Consider the following 17324-nt stretch of genomic DNA (forward strand, 5'->3'; position numbering starts at 1 on the left):
GCCCGATCGGGATCTCGGCCGCCGCGCGCATTGCGGGTGGCGAGCCGCGCGCGCCTTTCCGGGAGGTGCTCTATCGGCCGTCCTCGGCGGCGGCCGTCTCGAGCCAGGCGGCGAGCGATCGGCCGAACCCGCGATAGGGGTAGAGGTCGAACGCCTCCGGGGCGCTCCGTCGCAGGACCACGCCCATGTGGTCGAGCGTAGTCCACGCCGTCGCGTCGACCGGAAAGGCGCTGTCGTGGAGATCCACGGCAACGCCCTTGGCGAGCACCCAAGCGGCCCGCGGCCCCGCCACGCTGACGCAGATGCGGCCGTGGGAGAGATCCGTCACGGTGCCCGCGTCCTTCGGCACCGCGTCGTCGAGGGCGGCGAAGAGGGGGCGTTCGGATTCGACGAGCGCCCGGGCGGGTCCGGCATCCATCACCACGCCGCCCGCAAAGGGGGTGGCACGGGTCGGCGCGGGAAGCGGCGGCAGCGAGAGCGTCGCGAGCGCCGCGTTCACCATCTCCACCATGCCGGGAAAGGCCGCGACCTGGACGAGGCTCGCGATGGGCCGCTCCGTCACCGCGATGCGCGGAGCGGGGCGGAAGGCGTGACCGTCGAGCGGGCGGGCCATGCGCTCAGACATGCATCCGGCTCCCGTCCTTGTCGAAGAAGAGGGGGTCGGCCACGCGGACCGGCACCGCGTTGCCGCGCACGGGATCGGTGGCGAGAAGCTCCTCGCCGATGCGATCCGGCCCGCCGCTGAGGAGGGCGAGGGCGATCTCCGCGCCGGCGAGCGCCGGGCTGTGGGTCGTCGAAGTCACATGCCCCTCCGACCGCCCCGAGGGGCCGACGAGATGAGCGCCCGAGCGGATCGGCTTGCCGTCGAGCGAGACGAGCCCCACGAACCGCTTGCGTGCCGGATCGCGAAGGGCCGGCCGCCGCATCAGAACCGATCCCACGAACGCCTTCTTCGCGGATGCCATCCGCTCCAGGCCGAGATCGTAGAGCGTGGTGCGACCGTCGAGTTCGGGCCCGGAGACGTGGCCTTTCTCGATGCGCAGCGTGCCGAGCGCCTCGACCCCGTAGGGGGCGATCTCGTGCACGGCACCCGCCGCCATGATCCGCTCCCATACGGCCGCGCCGTGGTGGGCGCCGCAATAGACCTCGTAGGCGAGCTCGCCGGAGAAGGAGAGGCGGGCGACGATCACCGGCACCTCGCCGATCGCCCCCTCCCGCACGGCCATGAACGGGAAGGCCTCGTTGGCGAAGTCGATGCCGGCGACCGTCGCGGCGAGGGTCGTCCTCGCGAGCGGACCGGCGACGGCCATGCCCGCCCACTGCTCGGTGGTGGAGGTCACGTGCACCCTGAGGTCCGGCCAGGCCGTCGCGAGGAGCACTTCGAGGTGGGACAGAACCGCGGCGGCGTTGGCCGTGGTGGTCGTCATCAGAAAGCGCGTTTCGCCGAGGCGCCAGGTGGTGCCGTCGTCGAACACGACGCCGTCCTCGCGCAGCATCACCCCGTAGCGGGCGCGGCCGACGGGCAGCTTGGCGAAACCGTTGGCGTAGACGCGATCGAGGAGGGTGGCGGCGTCGGGCCCCGCCACCTCGATCTTGCCGAGCGAGGAGACGTCGACGATGCCGACGCCCGTGCGTACCGTGGCCGCCTCGCGGATATAGGCCTCGCGCACGCCTTCGCCGGGCCGCAGATAAGCGCGTGGCCGCAGCCAGGCGCCCGTCGCGACGAACACCGCGCCATGGGTGGCGTGCCAGTCGTGCATGGGCGTGAGGCGCGTGGGGCGGACGTGGGCGCCGGTCTCGGCGCCGGCGAGGGCCCCGAGCGCCACCGGCGTATAGGGCGGGCGGAAGCGCGTGGTGCCCACCGTCGGGATCGGCGCGCCGAGGTGCTCCGCCATGATGGCGAGGCCGTTGACGTTGGACGTCTTGCCCTGGTCCGTCGCCATGCCGAGGGTGGTGTAGCGCTTCAGGTGCTCCACCGCCTGGAAGCCCTCGTCGTGGGCGAGGGCGATGTCGGCGGACGTGACGTCGTGCTCGAGGTCCACGAAGGCCTTCTTGCCGGCGACGTGGAAGGGGGCGGCGGGGGCGGTCGCGGTCAGCGCCGCGTCGTCGGCCGCAGCGAGGGCGGGGCGGGCGAGGGGAGCCACGGTGCGGCCCAAGGCGGCGGCCGCGGCCTCGCCCGCCGCGGCGCCCGTCTCCAGCGCGTCGGTGGTGGCGTAGCGGCCGGTGACGGCGCCGGCCGCAGTCCAGCCTTCCGGCAGCGGGCCGGGGCGGAAGGCGGCGAGCGCGTCGTCCCACTGCGGCCGGGCGCCGGCCTGCGAGGCGAGATGGAGCGTCGGCGTGTAGCCGCCGGAGACGAGCAGGGCGTCGACCGCGATCGACCCCCCGTCGGCGCCGGCGACGGTAAGGCCGGCGAGTCCCTTGCGCCCTCGCGTCGCGCCGACGTGATGGCCGGCGAAGAGGCGAGCGCCGGCCGCCTCGGCGAGGCTTGCGGCGGCGGCGGGCACGGCCGGCCGCGCGTCCACCACCGCGGCGACGTCGATGCCCGCGGCGGCGAGGTCGCGCACCGTGCGGTAGGCACCGTCGTGGGCGGCGAACACCGCGACGCGACGGCCGACGGCGACGCCGTAGCGGTTGGCGTAGGCGCGGGCGGCGTCGGCGAGCATCACGCCCGGCCGATCGTTGCCGGGAAACACGATCGGCCGCTCGATCGCACCGGTCGCGAGCACCACGTGCCTCGCCCGGATCTGCCAGTGGCGCTGACGGGGCAGGCCGTGCGGATCGCCCGGATGGTCGACGACGCGCTCCACCGCGCCGAAGCGCCCGTCATAGTGGCCGTAGACGGTGGTGCGGGGGAGGACGACGGCGCCGCCGTCGGTGAGGCGGGCGGCGGTGGCGGCGGCGAAATCCGGGGCGGGCACGCCGTCCACCTCCGAGAGGTCGTGGAGGAGGGCGCCGCCCGGCCGCTCGCGCTCGTCGGCGAGGATCACCCGTGCGCCGGCGGCGAGCGCTGCGGTCGCCGCCATCAGGCCAGCGGGGCCGGCGCCGATCACGAGCACGTCGCAGGTGGCGTTCATCGTCTCGTAGCGGTCGGGATCGGGGGTGGTCGCGGCACGGCCCATGCCGGCCGCCCGGCGGATCACCGGCTCGAAGAGGCGCGTCCAGGTGCCCCGCGGCCCACCGATGAAGGTCTTGTAGTAGAAGCCCGCCGAGATCAGCGGGCCCGCGAGGCCGTTGATCGCGCCGACGTCGAAGCCGAGCGAGGGCCAGGCATTCTGTCCGTCGGCGACGAGCCCCTCCACGAGCGGCACCATCGGCGCCTTGGCGTTGGGCTCGTGCCGGCCGCCTTCGCCGAGCGAGACGAGGGCTCCCGCCTCCTCCGGTCCCGCCGCCGTCACGCCGCGGGGGCGGTGATATTTGAACGAGCGCCCCACCACGCCGACGCCGTTAGCGATGAGCGCGGAAGCGAGGGTGTCGCCCGCGAGCCCGCCATAGGGGCGGCCGGCGAAGGTGAAGCCGAGGCGGCGCGTCCGGTCGATGCCGCTGCCGCCCGTTGCGAGGCGATAGCCCGTCATTCGCCGGCCCCTGCCGCGGTGGCGGCGTGCGGGCCGACGATCTCGCACCCCTCCACCTCGTGGGTGAGGGTGTTGCGGGTGACGGCGAGGACCGCGCGGCAGCCCGTGTGCTGCCAATATTCCCGGTGCCGCCCCATCGGATTGCGGCGGGCGAAGACGTAGCGCGTCCACACCGCCTCGGGTGCGTCGAGGGCGGGCGGGGTGCGCTCGGCGTCGCCGATATAGGTGAACTCGTCGCTCTCGCGCGGGCCGCAGTGGGGGCAGGGAATGAGCATGGGCCTCAGTGGTGCTGCGGAACGGGGCCGGCGCCGCGCTCGTCGAGGACGAGGCCGCGCTCGAAGCGGTCGAGGGTGAAGGCGGCGTTCTCCGGGTGTGGCTCGTCGCGGGCGATGGTGTGGGCGAAGCAGAAGCCCGAGGCGGGCGTCGCCTTGAAGCCGCCGTAGCACCAGCCCGCATTGAGATAGAGGCCCGGCAGCGGCCCCTTGGTGATGATCGGCGAGCCGTCCATCGACATGTCCATGATGCCGCCCCAGTTGCGCAGCACGCGCACGCGCTTGAGGTTGGGGAACATCGTGACGGCGAGGCTCGCGACGTCGCGCACCACGGCGAGACCGCCACGCTGGGCGTAGGAGTTGTAGCCGTCGATGTCGCCGCCGAACACGAGCCCGCCCTTGTCGGACTGCGAGATGTAGAGGTGCCCCGCGCCGAACGTCACCACGGTGTGGATGATCGGCTTCAGCGGCTCCGACACGAAGGCCTGCAGCACGTGGCTTTCGATCGGGAGGTCCTCCACCCCGGCAAGACGCATCACCTCGCTGGTGGACCCGGCGACGGCGAGGCCCACCTTCGCGGCGCGGATCTCGCCGCGGGGGGTGACGACGCCGACGATCCGCTCGCCCTCGCGCAGGAAGCCGGTCACGGGAGCGTTCTCGATGATGTCGACGCCGAGCGCATCGGCGGCGCGGGCGTAGCCCCAGGCGACGGCGTCGTGGCGGGCGGTGCCGCCACGGGGCTGGAGGAGGCCGCCCACGATCGGAAAGCGTGCGGCGGGGCTCATGTCGAGATGGGGCACGAAGTCGCCCACGGCATCGCGGTCGAGGAGCTCGGCGTCGATGCCTTCGAGGCGCATCGCGTTGCCGCGGCGGGCGAAGCCGTCGAGCTGGGAGGGGGTGTGCGCAAGGTTCAACACACCGCGCTGGGAGAACATGACGTTGTAGTTGAGGTCCTTCGACAGGCCCTCCCACAGCTTCATGCCGAGCTCGTAGAAACGGCTATTCTCCGGCAGCAGATAGTTGGAGCGCACGATGGTGGTGTTGCGTCCCACGTTGCCGCCGCCGATCCACCCCTTCTCGACCACCGCCACGTTGGTGAGGCCATGCTCCCTGGCGAGGTAGTAGGCGGTGGCGAGGCCATGGCCGCCGCCGCCCACGATGATGGCATCGTAGGCCGGCTTGGGAACGGCCGCACGCCACTGGCGCGGCCAGTTTCGATTGGCGCCGAGAGCGCCCTTCAAGAGGGCGAGGGCGGAGTATTTCATCGATCACGGTCTCGCATTGGGGCGACCGTAGCCGGCCGTCCGGGCGGCGTCACCCACCATCGGCAAAGACGTTGGCCGCCATTGGTCGCGCCGATGCCGGGCGGTCGGCGCTGCCGCAATATGTGCCGGTGCGGCGGTCTCGTGCATGGCTGCCTTCTGCCGCACGTCGGTTTGCATTGATGCAGGTTCGCCCTAAGAAAGTCCCAAATTGAATCAATCTAATGTGGGCGGCACCGGTCGGTGGCGGCGATGGCGAATCAACGAGGAGGAACTATGGCCCAGGGCCCCTTTGTGTCACAGCCTGAGATGGGGTCTTTGGGACTGATGGTCGCGCCGAAGCGGGCTGCATCCGCGGGTGGTCTGCGCCAGATCAGGATGGATCTGCTCGTGATGACGATCATCGGCATCGCGGCGTGGATCATCGCCATGGGCGTCGACGCCTTCGATTATTTCTACACCTACTCCCGGGCTCACGAGGACTGGGAGCTCGACGAGATCGCTATGGGCGTGCTCATCTTCTTCCTCATGGGCACCGTCTACATGGTCCGCCACAGCCTCATGCTGAGGCGGGAGATGGAGCGGCGCCTGAGCGTCGAAGCGTCGGCCTCCTGGGCCGCCTACCACGACGCGCTGACGAGGCTGCCCAACCGGCACTTCCTCCAACATTTCGTGGCCGACGCCGATCGCGAGGTCGGGCGGGGCGCCACCGCCTCGCACGGCGTGTTCGTCATGGACCTCGACGGCTTCAAGAAGGTCAACGACCTCCTGGGACACGCCTGCGGCGACGCGCTCCTGATCGCCGTCGCGGATCGGCTGCGCGAGCTGTTGCCGAGCGCCGTCATCGTGCGCATGGGCGGCGACGAGTTCATCGTCATCGTCGACACCGCCGAGGTGAAGGACCCCTTGGCCGCCGCCCACAAGATCGTCGCCCGGATGGCCGATCCGTTCACCGTGTCGACGATGCGGGCGCAGATCGGCTGCTGCGTCGGGGTCGCATGCACGCCGGGCGACAGCGAGCGTCTCGCCGATGCGCTGCACTATGCCGACGTCGCCCTTGGCGAGGCGAAGCGCAACGGGCGCAACAACGTGGTGGAATTCACGCCGGCGATGTCGGCCCGGCTCGAGGAGCGGGCCGACATCGAGGCCGATCTGCGCAAGAGCATCGAGCGGCGGGCCGTCGACCTTCACTTCCAGCCTCTCTTCGATCTGAAGAGCCAGACCCTGCGCGGCTTCGAGGCGTTCGCCCGCTGGCGCCGACCCAATGGCGAGTGCGTGCCGGCCGCCACCCTCATCGAGGTGGCGGAGAGCATCGGTCTCATCGTGGACCTCTCCGACCTTCTGCTGCGGCAGGCCTGCAAGGCGGCGCTGCTGTGGCCGGAAGAGCTGACGCTCTCGTTCAACGTCTCGCGCGCCCAGCTCGTCGACAAGATGATGGCCGCGCGCGTTCTGAAGGTGCTGCAGGACACCGGCCTCAGTCCGGAGCGGTTGCAGCTCGACGTGTCCGAGCAGGCGCTGAAGGGCGGGGTGAGCGAGGCCATCCTGTCCTCCATCGAGGAACTGCGCCGCGCGGGCGTGCGTGTCGCCCTCGACGATTTCGGCACCGGCTTCTCGAACCTCACGAGCCTCTGCCGGTACGGCCTCGACGCGATCAAGATCGACCACAGCTTCTTTGCAACTCGCGGCCGCCGCAGCGGCGATCGCAGCGTGGTGGAGGCGGTGGTGCGGCTCGGCCAGGGCTTCGGCCTCGCCGTCACCGCCGAGGGGATCGAGACCGAGGCGCAGCTCGAGTGGCTCGCCAAGCTCGGCTGCGAATACGGCCAGGGCTATCTCCTCAGCCGCCCGATGCCGCAGCAGAACATCCCCGCCTTCCTCAAGGCCTACACGGACCCATCGGGGCTCCGCTAGCGCGCACGCCGGCCAAGCGCGTACGGCTCGCCGCGCGCAATGGGCGGCAAAGCGAAGAGCTGAGACGAACCGGGTTTCGGCGAACGGGCTCGGGCTAGCGACCCATCCACCCGCCGTCGACCGGCAGGACCGCGCCGTGCACGAAGGCGGCGAGGGGAGAGGCGAGGAAGAGGACCGGGCCGGCGATGTCCTGCGGCGCGCCCCACCGGCCGGCGGGGACGCGGGCCATCAGCTCGCGCGAACGCCCCGGATCGTCCTGCAGGGCTTGGGTGTTGTCCGTCGCGACGTAGCCTGGCGCGACGGCGTTGACGTTGACGCCCTTGCCCGCCCACTCGTTGGCGAACGCCTTGGTGATCTGGGCGAGGCCGCCCTTCGCCGCCGCATATCCGGGAACGTTGATGCCGCCCTGGAAGGAGAGCAGCGAGGCGATGAAGATCACCTTCCCCCCGCCGCGGGCGATCATCCCGCCGCCGATGCGCTGGGTGACCAGGAAGGGGGCCGAAAGGTTCACCTCGAGCACCAGATCCCAGTCGGCCATCGGATGCTCTGCCGCGGGGGCGCGGCGGATGAGGCCGGCGTTGTTCACCAGAATGTCCACCGGCGGGCTCTCCGCCTCGAGCCGGTCGAGGAAGGCGAGGGTGGCGGCCCGGTCGGAGAAGTCGCAGCGATAGGGGGTGAAGCGCCGTCCGGCGCGGCCCACGGCCTCGGCGACGTCGCCGCCGTCGAGCGGCTGGGCGGCCGAGGCGCCGATGATGTCGGCGCCCGCCGCCGCGAGGGCCTGCGCGATGGCGGTGCCGATGCCCCGGTTCGCCCCGGTCACAAGGGCGGTCTTGCCGGACAGGTCGATGTCGGTGGCCATGGGTGAGCCGTCTCCAGCGCTCGGCACGGGCCGGTGCGCGACCGGCCCGCTCGCGGATGGGAGAGGCCGCTCGGCGCGGCGACCTCGGGGGTGTCAGTCGGTCGGAACCGTGATCGAGGTGTCGATATACTGGTTCGTCACCACGTCCATGATGTCGAACGGCTTCTCGATGTCAAAGTAGGTCTCGGTCAGCTCGTAGTCCGACTTCAGCCGATCCTCGTCGAAGTAGCCGAGGCCCTTGGTGGTGGACGTCTCGTCGGTCATCAGCTCCACCACGAGAGCCCAGTTCTGCAGCTCGTTGTCCTTGGTGAGGCCGCTGTTGGCGGACACCAGAGCGTCGATGCAGGGGTCGGGATTGTCGACGCAGAAGGCGAACGCCTTCTGCGTGACGTGGACGAAATTCTCTACCGCCTCCGGGTGCGCCGCCGCGAATTCGGCGTTGACGAGGATGGAGTTGGAGTAGGGATTGATGCCGTAGTCCTTCCAGGCGAAGAAGCCCATGTCCTCGCCCAGCTCGCGCTGGAAGATGTGGTGGATGTTGTAGAAGGACGAGGTCACGTCGATCGCGCCCGACTTGAGGCCCGCGAGCTTGGCGTTGGGCTGGACGTTCACCCAGGTCACGGCATCGGCGTCGAGCCCCACCGCCTTGGCGAGCGCCGGCCACATGGCGCGCGCCGCGTCCCACGGCGGGTTGCCGATCTTCTTGCCGGCGAAGTCCTTCACGTCCTTGATGCCGGAGGATTTCAGCCAGTACATGCCGAAGGGCGAGTTGGCGTAGATGTTCATCACCGCCACGAAGTCGGCGCCCTTGCCCTTGGCGACGAGCGCGGTGCCGAGATCGGCGAGCCCCATGTCGGACTGGCCGACGCCCACCTTCTGCGCCGACATCGAGGAGCCCTTGCCCTGCTCGATGTCGAGGTCGATGCCGGCGTCCGCGTACCAGCCTTCCTGCTTGGCGTAGTAGTAGGGCGCATGGTCGCCACCGGCGATCCAGTTCAGCACGAGGTCGATCTCCACCTCGTCGGCGAAGGCTGCGGCAGGCGCCATCGCAAACACGGCCGCCCCAAGGGCGACGACGGTCTTTCGCATCGTTTTTCCTCCCGTCTCGTTTCGCCGCCGGTGCCGATTGACGGCGCCGGCGACATCGGACAAAGTAACTTTATGGTTACAAAAGGTTGCGTCGAGTGACCCTGACTGTCAACGACAAAGAAGGTCCCTCCAGGGACACCGTTGGGAGAGACGTGCATCGGAACGGGCGGCGGGGCGATCGAGAATGAGCCTTCACCGCAGTGACATTCCGGCCGCCGTCGCGGCTGCGCTCGCCGATGGCGTCGTCATCCCCGCCCATCCGCTCGCGCTGACGCAGGATCGGCAGTTCGATCCGCGCCGCCAGCGCGCGCTCACCCGTTACTATGTCGATGCCGGGGCGGGCGGTCTGGCGGTGGGCGTGCACACCACTCAGTTCGCGATCCGCGAGGCCGGCCTCTACGAGGAGGTGCTACGGAGCGCCGCCGACACCGCCGCCGCGTGGACCGATCGGCCGCTGGTGATGATCGCCGGCGTCTGCGGTCGCACCGAGCAGGCGCTGCGGGAGGCGGCCGTCGCGCGAGACCTCGGTTACCATGCCGGCCTCCTCTCGCTCGCCGCCTTCGGTGCCGCGAGCGACGACGAGCTGATCGAGCACGCCTGCGCCATCGCCGCCGAGATCCCGCTGGTGGGCTTCTATCTGCAGCGCGCGGTGGGTGGGCGCGATCTCTCGCCCGACTTCTGGCGCCGCTTCGCCGAGATCGACAACGTCGTCGCCATCAAGATGGCTCCGTTCGACCGCTACCGCACCATCGACGTCGTCCGCGGCGTCGCCGAGGCGCGCGCGGAGGACCGGGTGACGCTCTATACCGGCAACGACGACCACATCGTCCTCGACCTCCTCACCCCCCACCGCGTGGTGCGGGGCAACGGCGAGGTGACCCTGCGCATCAAGGGCGGTCTCCTCGGCCAGTGGTCGGTGTGGACGAGCAAGGCGGTGGAGATCCTTGCCCGCGCCCACGAGGCGGCGGAGGCGGGGTCGATGCCGCTCGATCTCCTCACCCTCGATGCCGAGCTGACCGACGCCAACGGCGCGCTGTTCGACGTCAAGAACGCCTTCGCGGGCTGCATCGCCGGGTGCCACGAGGTGCTGCGGCGCCAGGGGCTGCTCGACAACCTGACCCTTCTCGATCCGGACGAAGGCCTCGGCCCCGGTCAGGCCGGCGAGATCGACCGGGTCTGCGCCCACTATCCGCATCTTGCCGACGATACCTTCGTGGCCGAAAACCGTGAGAGGTGGCTATCGTGACGATGCCGGCCGTAGCGAGCGAACCCAAGCGTTCGTTCATTCGCCTCAACAACGTGCGCAAGATCTACCGCACTGGCGGCGTCGAGTTCGTCGCGGTGTCGGACGTCACCATGAACGTGACGAAGGGCGAGCTCGTCTCGCTGGTCGGCCCGTCGGGGTGCGGCAAGACCACCGTGCTGAAGATTCTCGCCGACCTCCACGGCTATGACGGGGGGACGGTGGAGATCGGCGATGCCGACCATCCCTTCGTGCCGGGCCGGGACGTCGGCATGGTGTTCCAGCAGCCGCTGCTTCTCAAATGGCGCACCATCCTCGACAACGTGGTCCTGCCCGCCGAGATCCTCGGACAGCCGATGAAGGCCGCGCGGGAGCGGGCGAGGGACCTTCTGAAGCTCGTCGGGCTCGAAGGCTTCGAGGCGAAGCGGCCCTACGAGCTTTCCGGCGGCATGCAGCAGCGCGCCGCCATCGCCCGTTCGCTCGTCCACGACCCCAAGGTGGTGCTGATGGACGAGCCCTTCGGCGCGCTCGACGCGCTGACGCGCGAGCGGATGAACCTCGAGCTCCTGCGGATCTGGGAGGAAAGCGGCAAGACGATCCTGTTCGTCACCCACTCCATCCAGGAGGCCGTGCTGATGGGCTCGCACTGCGCCGTGCTGACGGCGGGACCGGCGCGGATGGCCGACTATTTCCCCATCGACCTGCCCTATCCGCGACGCCTCGACATGCGTCAGTCGTCCGACTTCGGCGCCTATGCGCGGCGCATCTACGGTCTGCTCGGCATGAGCTGAGAGAGTGTCCGCCCCGACAAGCAAGAACACCAACGCCGGGCGCGACGAGGAAGGGAGAGAAACGATGAAGAAGCTATTCGCGATCCTGGCGGCGGCGATGCTGCCGGTGGCGGCGTCGGCCGCAGACTATCCCTGGATGCCGGATAAGCCGATCACCATCATCGTGCCGTGGGGGGCGGGCGGAGCCACCGACCAGGTCACGCGCGTGACGGCCGGCGTCCTGGAAGACGCGCTCGGCCAGAAGGTGGTGATCGTCAACCAGCCCGGCGCTTCGGGCTCCATCGGCAAGAAGAACGCCTACGAGGCGGAGCACGACGGCTACACCTGGGCCGCCGGCGCGCCGAAGCAGCTCGGCACCTACAAGCTCCTCGGCCAGTGGGACACCTGGATCGACGACTGGCGCCTCTACAACACCGTCACCAACGTGCCGCTCGTGGCGGTGAACCCCAACGCGCCCTACGCGACGATGGACGACTTCATCGCCGCCATGAAGGACGGCGGGGTGACGATCGCCACCGCCGGCGCCGGCTCCTCCGGCCATGCCGCGGCGGAGGCGCTGAAGGGCGCCGTCGGCGGCTCCTACAAGCACGTGACCTACGACGGCGGCAATCCGGCGGTGGTCGCCACCGTGGCGGGCGAGGCGGAGGCGACGACCCAGCTCGCCTCCGAGCAGGCCGAGATGGTGCGCGCCGGCCGGCTGAAGCCGCTCGCCGTCCTCGCCGACCAGCCGCTCGAGATCGACGGCTACGGCACGGTGCCGCCGATCACCGACTTCGTGGACGAGAAGCTGCCGATCCTGTCCACCGCGTTCGGCATCTTCATTCCCGTCAAGGGGACGCCGCCGGAGGTGATCGAGACCTTCGACGCGATCTGGAGCGAGGTGATCCCCAACGCCGCGCCGTTGAAGACGTACGCGCTGGAAAAGGGCGCCCTGTTCACGCCCGCGGCCGGCGATGCGGCGCGTGACAAGGTGTGGCCCGAGGTGCAGGCGGACGCGTGGTCGTTCGACGCGGCCGGCCGCACCAAGATGTCGCCCGACGAGCTCGGCATCCCGAAGCCCTGACGCGGAAGGGGCGGGCCGCGGTGCGGTCCGCCCCCTCGATCGGCAGCGCGCGTCACGCCCCACCGGGCTCGCCCGCGCGGCCGGCCGACCCGCCCCTTTCCCGCGCCGCCCGGACCGTTGCGAGAGCCCCATGACGCCCCTCCGAGACATCCCCGACAAGACGCTGCCGAGAAGACGCCTGCGATGAGCGGGGCCCGCCGTGCCGATCTGGTCTTCGCCGTGCTTCTCACCGTCTTCGGGATCGCGGCGACGGTGGAATCCTGGCGCATGCCGACGCTCGCCGAGCTCGGCGTCGACCCGATGAGCGCGCCCGGCCTCACCCCGGGCCTTCTCGGCGTCGTGCTCGCGGTGCTCGGCCTCGCCCTGCTCGGACGCAGCCTCGGCGGAGGGGAGATGGGCGAGACGGCTGCGGCGGGTGGCTGGGGACGGCTCGCCGTCGCCCTCGTCCTCTGCCTCGGCTATGCCGCCGGCCTCCTCGGACGGGTGCCCTTCTGGGCGGCGACGGCGATCTTCGTCGCGCTCTTCACCTTCGTCTTCACCGTGCGCGAGGCGGGGCCGGTGCGGGCCGGCGCCGGCTCCCTCGTCCTCGCCGCCGCGGTGGCGGTCGCCGTCACGCTGCTCTTCGAGCGCGTCTTCCTCGTGCGTCTGCCGTGAGGTCGCCGTGGATGCCTTGACCAACCTCGGCGCCGCGATCGTCGGCCTCGCCGAACCCTCGAGCCTCTTCAGCGTCCTCTGGGCGACGCTCCTCGGCATGACCGTCGGCATGCTTCCCGGTCTCACCGCCACGCTCGGCATCGCGCTGTTGACGACGCTGACCTTCCGTATGGCTGCGGACGACGCGATCCTGATCCTCATCGCGATGTATGTCGGCGCGATCTACGGTGGCAGCCGCACCGCGATCCTCCTCAACATTCCCGGCACGCCCGCCAACGCCGCCTCCGGGCTCGACGGCTTTCCCCTCGCGCGCGCCGGCAGGGCGGGGGAGGCGATGGGGATCGCCACCGTCGGCTCCTTCTTCGGCAGTGTGGTGGGGCTTCTGGCGCTCGCCCTCATCGCGCCCCAGCTCGCCGAGTTCGGCCTCCGCTTCCAGTCCTACGAATTCTTCTGGCTCGCCGTGTTCGGCGTCGTGATCTCCGGACGGCTGACGGCGATGGACGACCCCATCAAAGGCTGGATCTCCGGCTTTCTGGGGCTCTTTCTGGCGCAGGTGGGCCAGGAAGGCATCCACGCCTATCAGCGCTTCGCCTACGGCTCGGTGGATCTTGCCGGCGGCTTCGGCCTATTGCCGGCACTCGTCGGAGCGTTCGGCTTCGCCGAGATCCTCTGCGTCATGAAGGAGCCCGCCTACGTGACGGTGCGCGACGTCGGCTCGCGCATCCTGCCGAGCCTGCGCGATCTCTTCGGCCGGTGGTGGACGGTGCTGCGCTCCGGCCTCATCGGCACCACCATGGGCATCGTGCCGGGTGTCGGGGAGGACATGGGCGCCTGGGTCTCCTACGCCGCCGCCCGCCGCGCGAGCCGCGAGCCGGAGACCTTCGGCAAGGGCGCCACCGAGGGGCTGCTCGCCGCCGAGACCGGCAACAACGCCGCCGTTCCGGGGGCGATCATCCCGGTTCTCACCCTCGCCGTGCCGGGCTCCGCACCCGCGGCGGTGCTCCTCGCGGCGATGTTCATCCATGGCGTGCGGCCGGGGCCGCTCATCATGATCGAGAGCCCCGATTTCGTGTTCCAGGTGGCGGGCATGCTCTTCTGGGCGTCGGTGGCGATCCTCGTCCTCGGCCTCGCGCTGACGAAGCCCATGCTCTTCGTGCTGCGGGTGCCGCGCGAGTATCTCATGCCGGTGATCTTCGTGCTCTGCGTGGTCGGCGCCTTCGCCATCGCGAGCCGCGTGTTCGACGTCTACGTCATGCTCGGCTTCGGCATTCTGGGCTTTGCGCTGCGGCAGATGAACTATCCGATGGCGCCGCTCGTCCTCGGCATCGTGCTCGGCGACATCCTCGACAAGAATTTTCGCCGCGGCATGGTGCTGTCGGACGGATCCTTCGAGCCCTTCGTGACGCGGCCGATTTCGGCGGTGCTCGCCGCCCTCACGCTCGTCACGATCCTGTGGGGCATCGGCCCGGTGCGCCGAGCCGCCGGGCGACTGGTGAGGAGACCGAGTTGAAGCTTTCCCTCTGCAACGAGGTCCTGCGCGACCTGCCGTTCGACCGTCAGTGCGCGTTCGCCGCGGCGGTGGGTTTTCAGGGCCTCGAGCTCGCCCCCTTCACGCTGGCGCAGAACCCTGAGACGCTGACGGAGGCCGGCGCCCGTGCCGCCCGCCGCGCCCTCGCCGCCGAAGGGCTCGAATGTGCCGGCCTCCACTGGCTCCTCGCCGCGCCGGACGGGCTCTCGATCACCAGCGCCGACGCGGCGGTCCGCGGGCGCACCGTCGATCTGATGCGCCGCCTCGTCGCCTTCGCCGCCGAGGCGGGGGCGAGGGTGATGGTGCACGGCTCGCCGCGCCAGCGCGAGCTCGCGCCGGGCGCGGAGGCTGAGGGGCGGGCCCGCGCCGTCGACGCCTTCGCCCTCGCCGGCGAGGCGGCGGCGGCGGCCGGCGTCGTCTACGCCATCGAGCCCTTGGCGCGGCGCGAGACCGCGTTCGTCAACACCGTCGCCGAGGCCGTCGCCATCGTGAAGGAGGTCGCGAGCCCCGGCCTCGCGACGATGATCGACACCTGCGCCACGGCGTTCGACGGCGGCGATCCGGCCGCCCTCGTCGCCGAGTGGCTCCCCACCGGCCACATCGCCCACATCCACGTGAACGACCCCAATCGGCGCGGGCCGGGGGAGGGGGCGCTCGCCTTCGCGCCGACGCTCGCCGCGCTGAAGGCGCTCGATTATCGCGGCTGGGTATCGGCCGAACCCTTCATCTACGAGCCCGACGGGCCGGCGACGGCGGCGCGTGCGGCCGGCTACCTCGATGGCATATTGGAGGCCCTGTCATGACGCCGACCCTCACCCTCGCCGAGGTCGCCTTTCACGAGCGCGGCGTCCGGCTGCGGATGCCCTTCCGCTTTGGCGTCGTCACGCTGCGGGAGGCGCCGCAGACCTTCGTCGGCGCCCGCATCCGCCTCGCCGACGGCCGCGAAGGGTGGGGGATGGCCGCCGAGGTGCTGGCGCCCAAGTGGTTCGACAAGTCGCCCGACCTCACCAACGAGGAGAACTTCGACCAGCTCCGCGCCGCGCTCGCGATCGCCGCGTCGGCCTATCGCGACATCGACACGCCGACGACCCTCTTCGGCCTCCACGCCGCCGCCGCTCCCGCCGTGAGCGCCGCCGCCGCGGCGAGGGGGCTGCCGCCGCTCGTCGCCTCCTTCGGCCCCGCCCTCCTCGATCGGGCGATCCTCGACGCGGTGCTGCGCCTCGAAGGCCTCAGCGTGTTCGAGGCGGCGAAGCGCAACCTCTTCGGCCTCGACGCCCGCCTAACGCCCGACCTCGCAGGCTTCGACGTCGACGCCTTCCTCGCCACTCTCGCCCCGTCCGCCTCCATCGCGCTGCGCCACACCGTCGGCATGGTCGACCCGATCCGCGACGCCGACCTTGCCGCCGCCGACCGGCTGAACGACGGGCTGCCCGAGACGCTGGAGGAGGTGGTGAAGGCGACCGGCGTCACCCACTTCAAGCTCAAGGTGGGCGGCGATCTCGCCGCCGACATCGACCGCCTTCTCGCCATCGCCGGGGTGATCGACACGTTGCCGAGCTACAAGGCGACGCTCGACGGCAACGAGCAATATCGCGACGTCGAGGGGGTGGTCGCCCTCTGGCGGGCGATCGGCGAGACGCCGGGGCTCGCCAAGCTGCGCGAGGCGATCCTCTTCATCGAGCAGCCCATCGTGCGCACGGCGGCCCTCGGCGCGGACATCGGCGCGCTCGCGGCGCTGAAGCCGGTGGAGATCGACGAGAGCGACGCCACCCTCGACGCCTTTCCGACGGCCAAGGCGCTCGGCTACGAGGGGGTCTCCTCCAAGTCGTGCAAGGGCTTCTACCGCTCGCTTCTCAACCGGGCGCGGTGCGCGTGGTGGAACGCGCAGGAGGGGCGGGAGCGCTATTTCATGTCGGCGGAAGACCTCACCACCCAGGCCGGTCTCGGCGTTCAGCAGGATCTCGCGCTTGCGACGCTGATCGGATGCACCCATGTGGAGCGTAACGGCCATCATTACGTGAATGGCTTTGAGGGAACGCCCGAGTCCGAGCAGGCCGCCTTCCTGGACGCTCACCCCGACCTCTACCATCGCGCAGATGGCACGGTGCGGGTGACGGTCGAGGACGGACGGCTCGCCATTGGCTCGCTGGCAACGCCGGGGCTCGGCTCGAAGATCGTGCCGAGCTTCGATGGCGTAGCGAGGGTGGAGTATGAGTGCTGACATATGATGTCGACATGGTTCGACCGCTGACCGCCGGTGATCTCGACGGCGCCCTCGCCCTCTCGATGGAGGCGGGCTGGAATCAGACGCGCGAGGACTGGCGGCTCATCATGTGGGCCGGCCGCGCCTACGGCATCGGCGCGGAGGGGCGGCTCGTCGCCACCGCGGCGATCATTCCCTATCCGCCCTTCGCCTGGATCGCGATGGTGCTCGTGTCGGGGAAGGCGCGCGGGCGCGGGCTCGCCCGCCGGCTGATGGGGCAGGTGATGTCGGAGGCGCGGATGACCGGTCTCGTCGCCGCCCTCGACGCGACGCCGGCCGGCCGCAACGTCTATACCAAGCTCGGCTTCCGCGACGCCGGATCGCTGGTCCGGTTGAGCTGCAACGGCCCCGCCCGACTCCCCGCCGGCGAGACCCGGGCGGACATCGAGATCGCTCCCCTCGACGGCACGGCGATATCGCAGGTCGCCCACTATGACCGACCGGTGTTCGGGGCCGACCGCGGTCCCGTCATCGCCTCGCTCGCGCGGCGCACGCCCAACCTCGCGCTCGTCGCCCGCCGGGCCAGCCGGATCGTCGGCTTCGCCGTCGGTCGCAACGGCAGCCAGGCGACCGGGATCGGCCCCGTGGTGGCCGACGACGCCGAGGTCGCCACCGCCCTCCTTGCAAGGCTCCTCCCGCGTGTCGCGGGCCGCCTGGTGATCGACGTGCACGCCAACCATCCGTTGCGCGCGCGGCTCGAGGCGGCGGGGATGGCCGTGGAGCGGGGCTTCACCCGCATGCTCTTCGGCGAGGGCGGCCCGGTGGGCGATCTTTCGCGCGTGGTGGCGATCGCCGGTCCGGAACTCGGCTGAGGGTCGCA

The 17324-nt window shown here is 70.7% G+C and carries 15 protein-coding genes; 9 read left to right on the forward strand and 6 right to left on the reverse strand.

What is annotated here, in order from left to right:
- Positions 1 to 70: 70 nt before the first annotated feature.
- Genes JCR33_RS08975 through JCR33_RS08990 form a run of 4 tightly spaced genes read right to left on the reverse strand, consistent with a single transcriptional unit; the run spans position 71 to position 5109 of the window.
- Positions 71 to 625: a sarcosine oxidase subunit gamma gene (locus JCR33_RS08975; RefSeq protein ID WP_198881714.1), complete on the reverse strand. Its 555-nt coding sequence runs from the start codon at positions 623 to 625 to the stop codon at positions 71 to 73.
- Complete coding sequence (locus JCR33_RS08980) at positions 618 to 3572, reverse strand: sarcosine oxidase subunit alpha family protein (protein ID WP_198881715.1); 2955 nt, start codon at positions 3570 to 3572, stop codon at positions 618 to 620. The genes JCR33_RS08975 and JCR33_RS08980 overlap by 8 nt, the downstream gene beginning before the upstream one ends.
- The gene (locus JCR33_RS08985) at positions 3569 to 3847 is read right to left on the reverse strand and encodes a sarcosine oxidase subunit delta (RefSeq protein WP_198881716.1); all 279 of its coding nucleotides are present in this window, start codon (positions 3845 to 3847) and stop codon (positions 3569 to 3571) included. The genes JCR33_RS08980 and JCR33_RS08985 overlap by 4 nt, the downstream gene beginning before the upstream one ends.
- A gap of 5 nt (positions 3848 to 3852) precedes the next feature.
- Complete coding sequence (locus JCR33_RS08990) at positions 3853 to 5109, reverse strand: sarcosine oxidase subunit beta family protein (protein ID WP_198881717.1); 1257 nt, start codon at positions 5107 to 5109, stop codon at positions 3853 to 3855.
- Positions 5110 to 5499: 390 nt separating this feature from the next.
- Between JCR33_RS08990 and JCR33_RS08995 the strand changes: the two genes are divergently transcribed.
- The gene (locus JCR33_RS08995) at positions 5500 to 7014 is read left to right on the forward strand and encodes a putative bifunctional diguanylate cyclase/phosphodiesterase (protein WP_232372467.1); all 1515 of its coding nucleotides are present in this window, start codon (positions 5500 to 5502) and stop codon (positions 7012 to 7014) included.
- 94 nt (positions 7015 to 7108) lie between these two features.
- Here the strand turns inward: JCR33_RS08995 and JCR33_RS09000 are convergent, their stop codons facing one another.
- On the reverse strand, positions 7109 to 7873 hold the full coding sequence (locus JCR33_RS09000; protein WP_198881719.1) for an SDR family oxidoreductase: 765 nt from the start codon (positions 7871 to 7873) through the stop codon (positions 7109 to 7111).
- Between the two features lie 93 nt (positions 7874 to 7966).
- The gene (locus JCR33_RS09005) at positions 7967 to 8962 is read right to left on the reverse strand and encodes an ABC transporter substrate-binding protein (RefSeq protein ID WP_198881720.1); all 996 of its coding nucleotides are present in this window, start codon (positions 8960 to 8962) and stop codon (positions 7967 to 7969) included.
- Positions 8963 to 9146: 184 nt separating this feature from the next.
- Here JCR33_RS09005 and JCR33_RS09010 point away from each other — a divergent pair, with 184 nt between their 5' ends.
- The 8 genes from JCR33_RS09010 to JCR33_RS09045 all read left to right on the forward strand — a co-directional run bounded on the left by JCR33_RS09010 (position 9147) and on the right by JCR33_RS09045 (position 17316).
- Entirely contained in the window at positions 9147 to 10208 is a 1062-nt protein-coding gene (locus JCR33_RS09010) for a dihydrodipicolinate synthase family protein (protein WP_198881721.1), read from the forward strand.
- Positions 10209 to 10210: 2 nt separating this feature from the next.
- Positions 10211 to 10996 (forward strand): ABC transporter ATP-binding protein, encoded by a 786-nt coding sequence (locus JCR33_RS09015; protein WP_211110187.1) that lies wholly within the window; start codon positions 10211 to 10213, stop codon positions 10994 to 10996.
- 64 nt (positions 10997 to 11060) lie between these two features.
- Entirely contained in the window at positions 11061 to 12059 is a 999-nt protein-coding gene (locus tag JCR33_RS09020) for a Bug family tripartite tricarboxylate transporter substrate binding protein (RefSeq protein ID WP_198881723.1), read from the forward strand.
- A 183-nt stretch (positions 12060 to 12242) separates the two neighbouring features.
- Complete coding sequence (locus JCR33_RS09025) at positions 12243 to 12713, forward strand: tripartite tricarboxylate transporter TctB family protein (RefSeq protein WP_198881724.1); 471 nt, start codon at positions 12243 to 12245, stop codon at positions 12711 to 12713.
- A 7-nt stretch (positions 12714 to 12720) separates the two neighbouring features.
- Positions 12721 to 14223: a tripartite tricarboxylate transporter permease gene (locus tag JCR33_RS09030; protein WP_332461151.1), complete on the forward strand. Its 1503-nt coding sequence runs from the start codon at positions 12721 to 12723 to the stop codon at positions 14221 to 14223.
- Positions 14220 to 15044: a sugar phosphate isomerase/epimerase family protein gene (locus JCR33_RS09035; RefSeq protein ID WP_198881725.1), complete on the forward strand. Its 825-nt coding sequence runs from the start codon at positions 14220 to 14222 to the stop codon at positions 15042 to 15044. Before JCR33_RS09030 ends, JCR33_RS09035 begins: the two co-directional genes overlap by 4 nt.
- The gene (locus tag JCR33_RS09040) at positions 15041 to 16462 is read left to right on the forward strand and encodes an enolase-like domain-containing protein (RefSeq protein ID WP_211110171.1); all 1422 of its coding nucleotides are present in this window, start codon (positions 15041 to 15043) and stop codon (positions 16460 to 16462) included. The genes JCR33_RS09035 and JCR33_RS09040 overlap by 4 nt, the downstream gene beginning before the upstream one ends.
- Positions 16456 to 17316, forward strand: a complete 861-nt coding sequence (locus JCR33_RS09045) for a GNAT family N-acetyltransferase (RefSeq protein WP_211110172.1) — start codon at positions 16456 to 16458, stop codon at positions 17314 to 17316. Before JCR33_RS09040 ends, JCR33_RS09045 begins: the two co-directional genes overlap by 7 nt.
- Positions 17317 to 17324 lie beyond the last annotated feature (8 nt).

Source organism: Acuticoccus mangrovi, assembly GCF_016411865.1.
GTDB lineage: Bacteria > Pseudomonadota > Alphaproteobacteria > Rhizobiales > Amorphaceae > Acuticoccus > Acuticoccus mangrovi.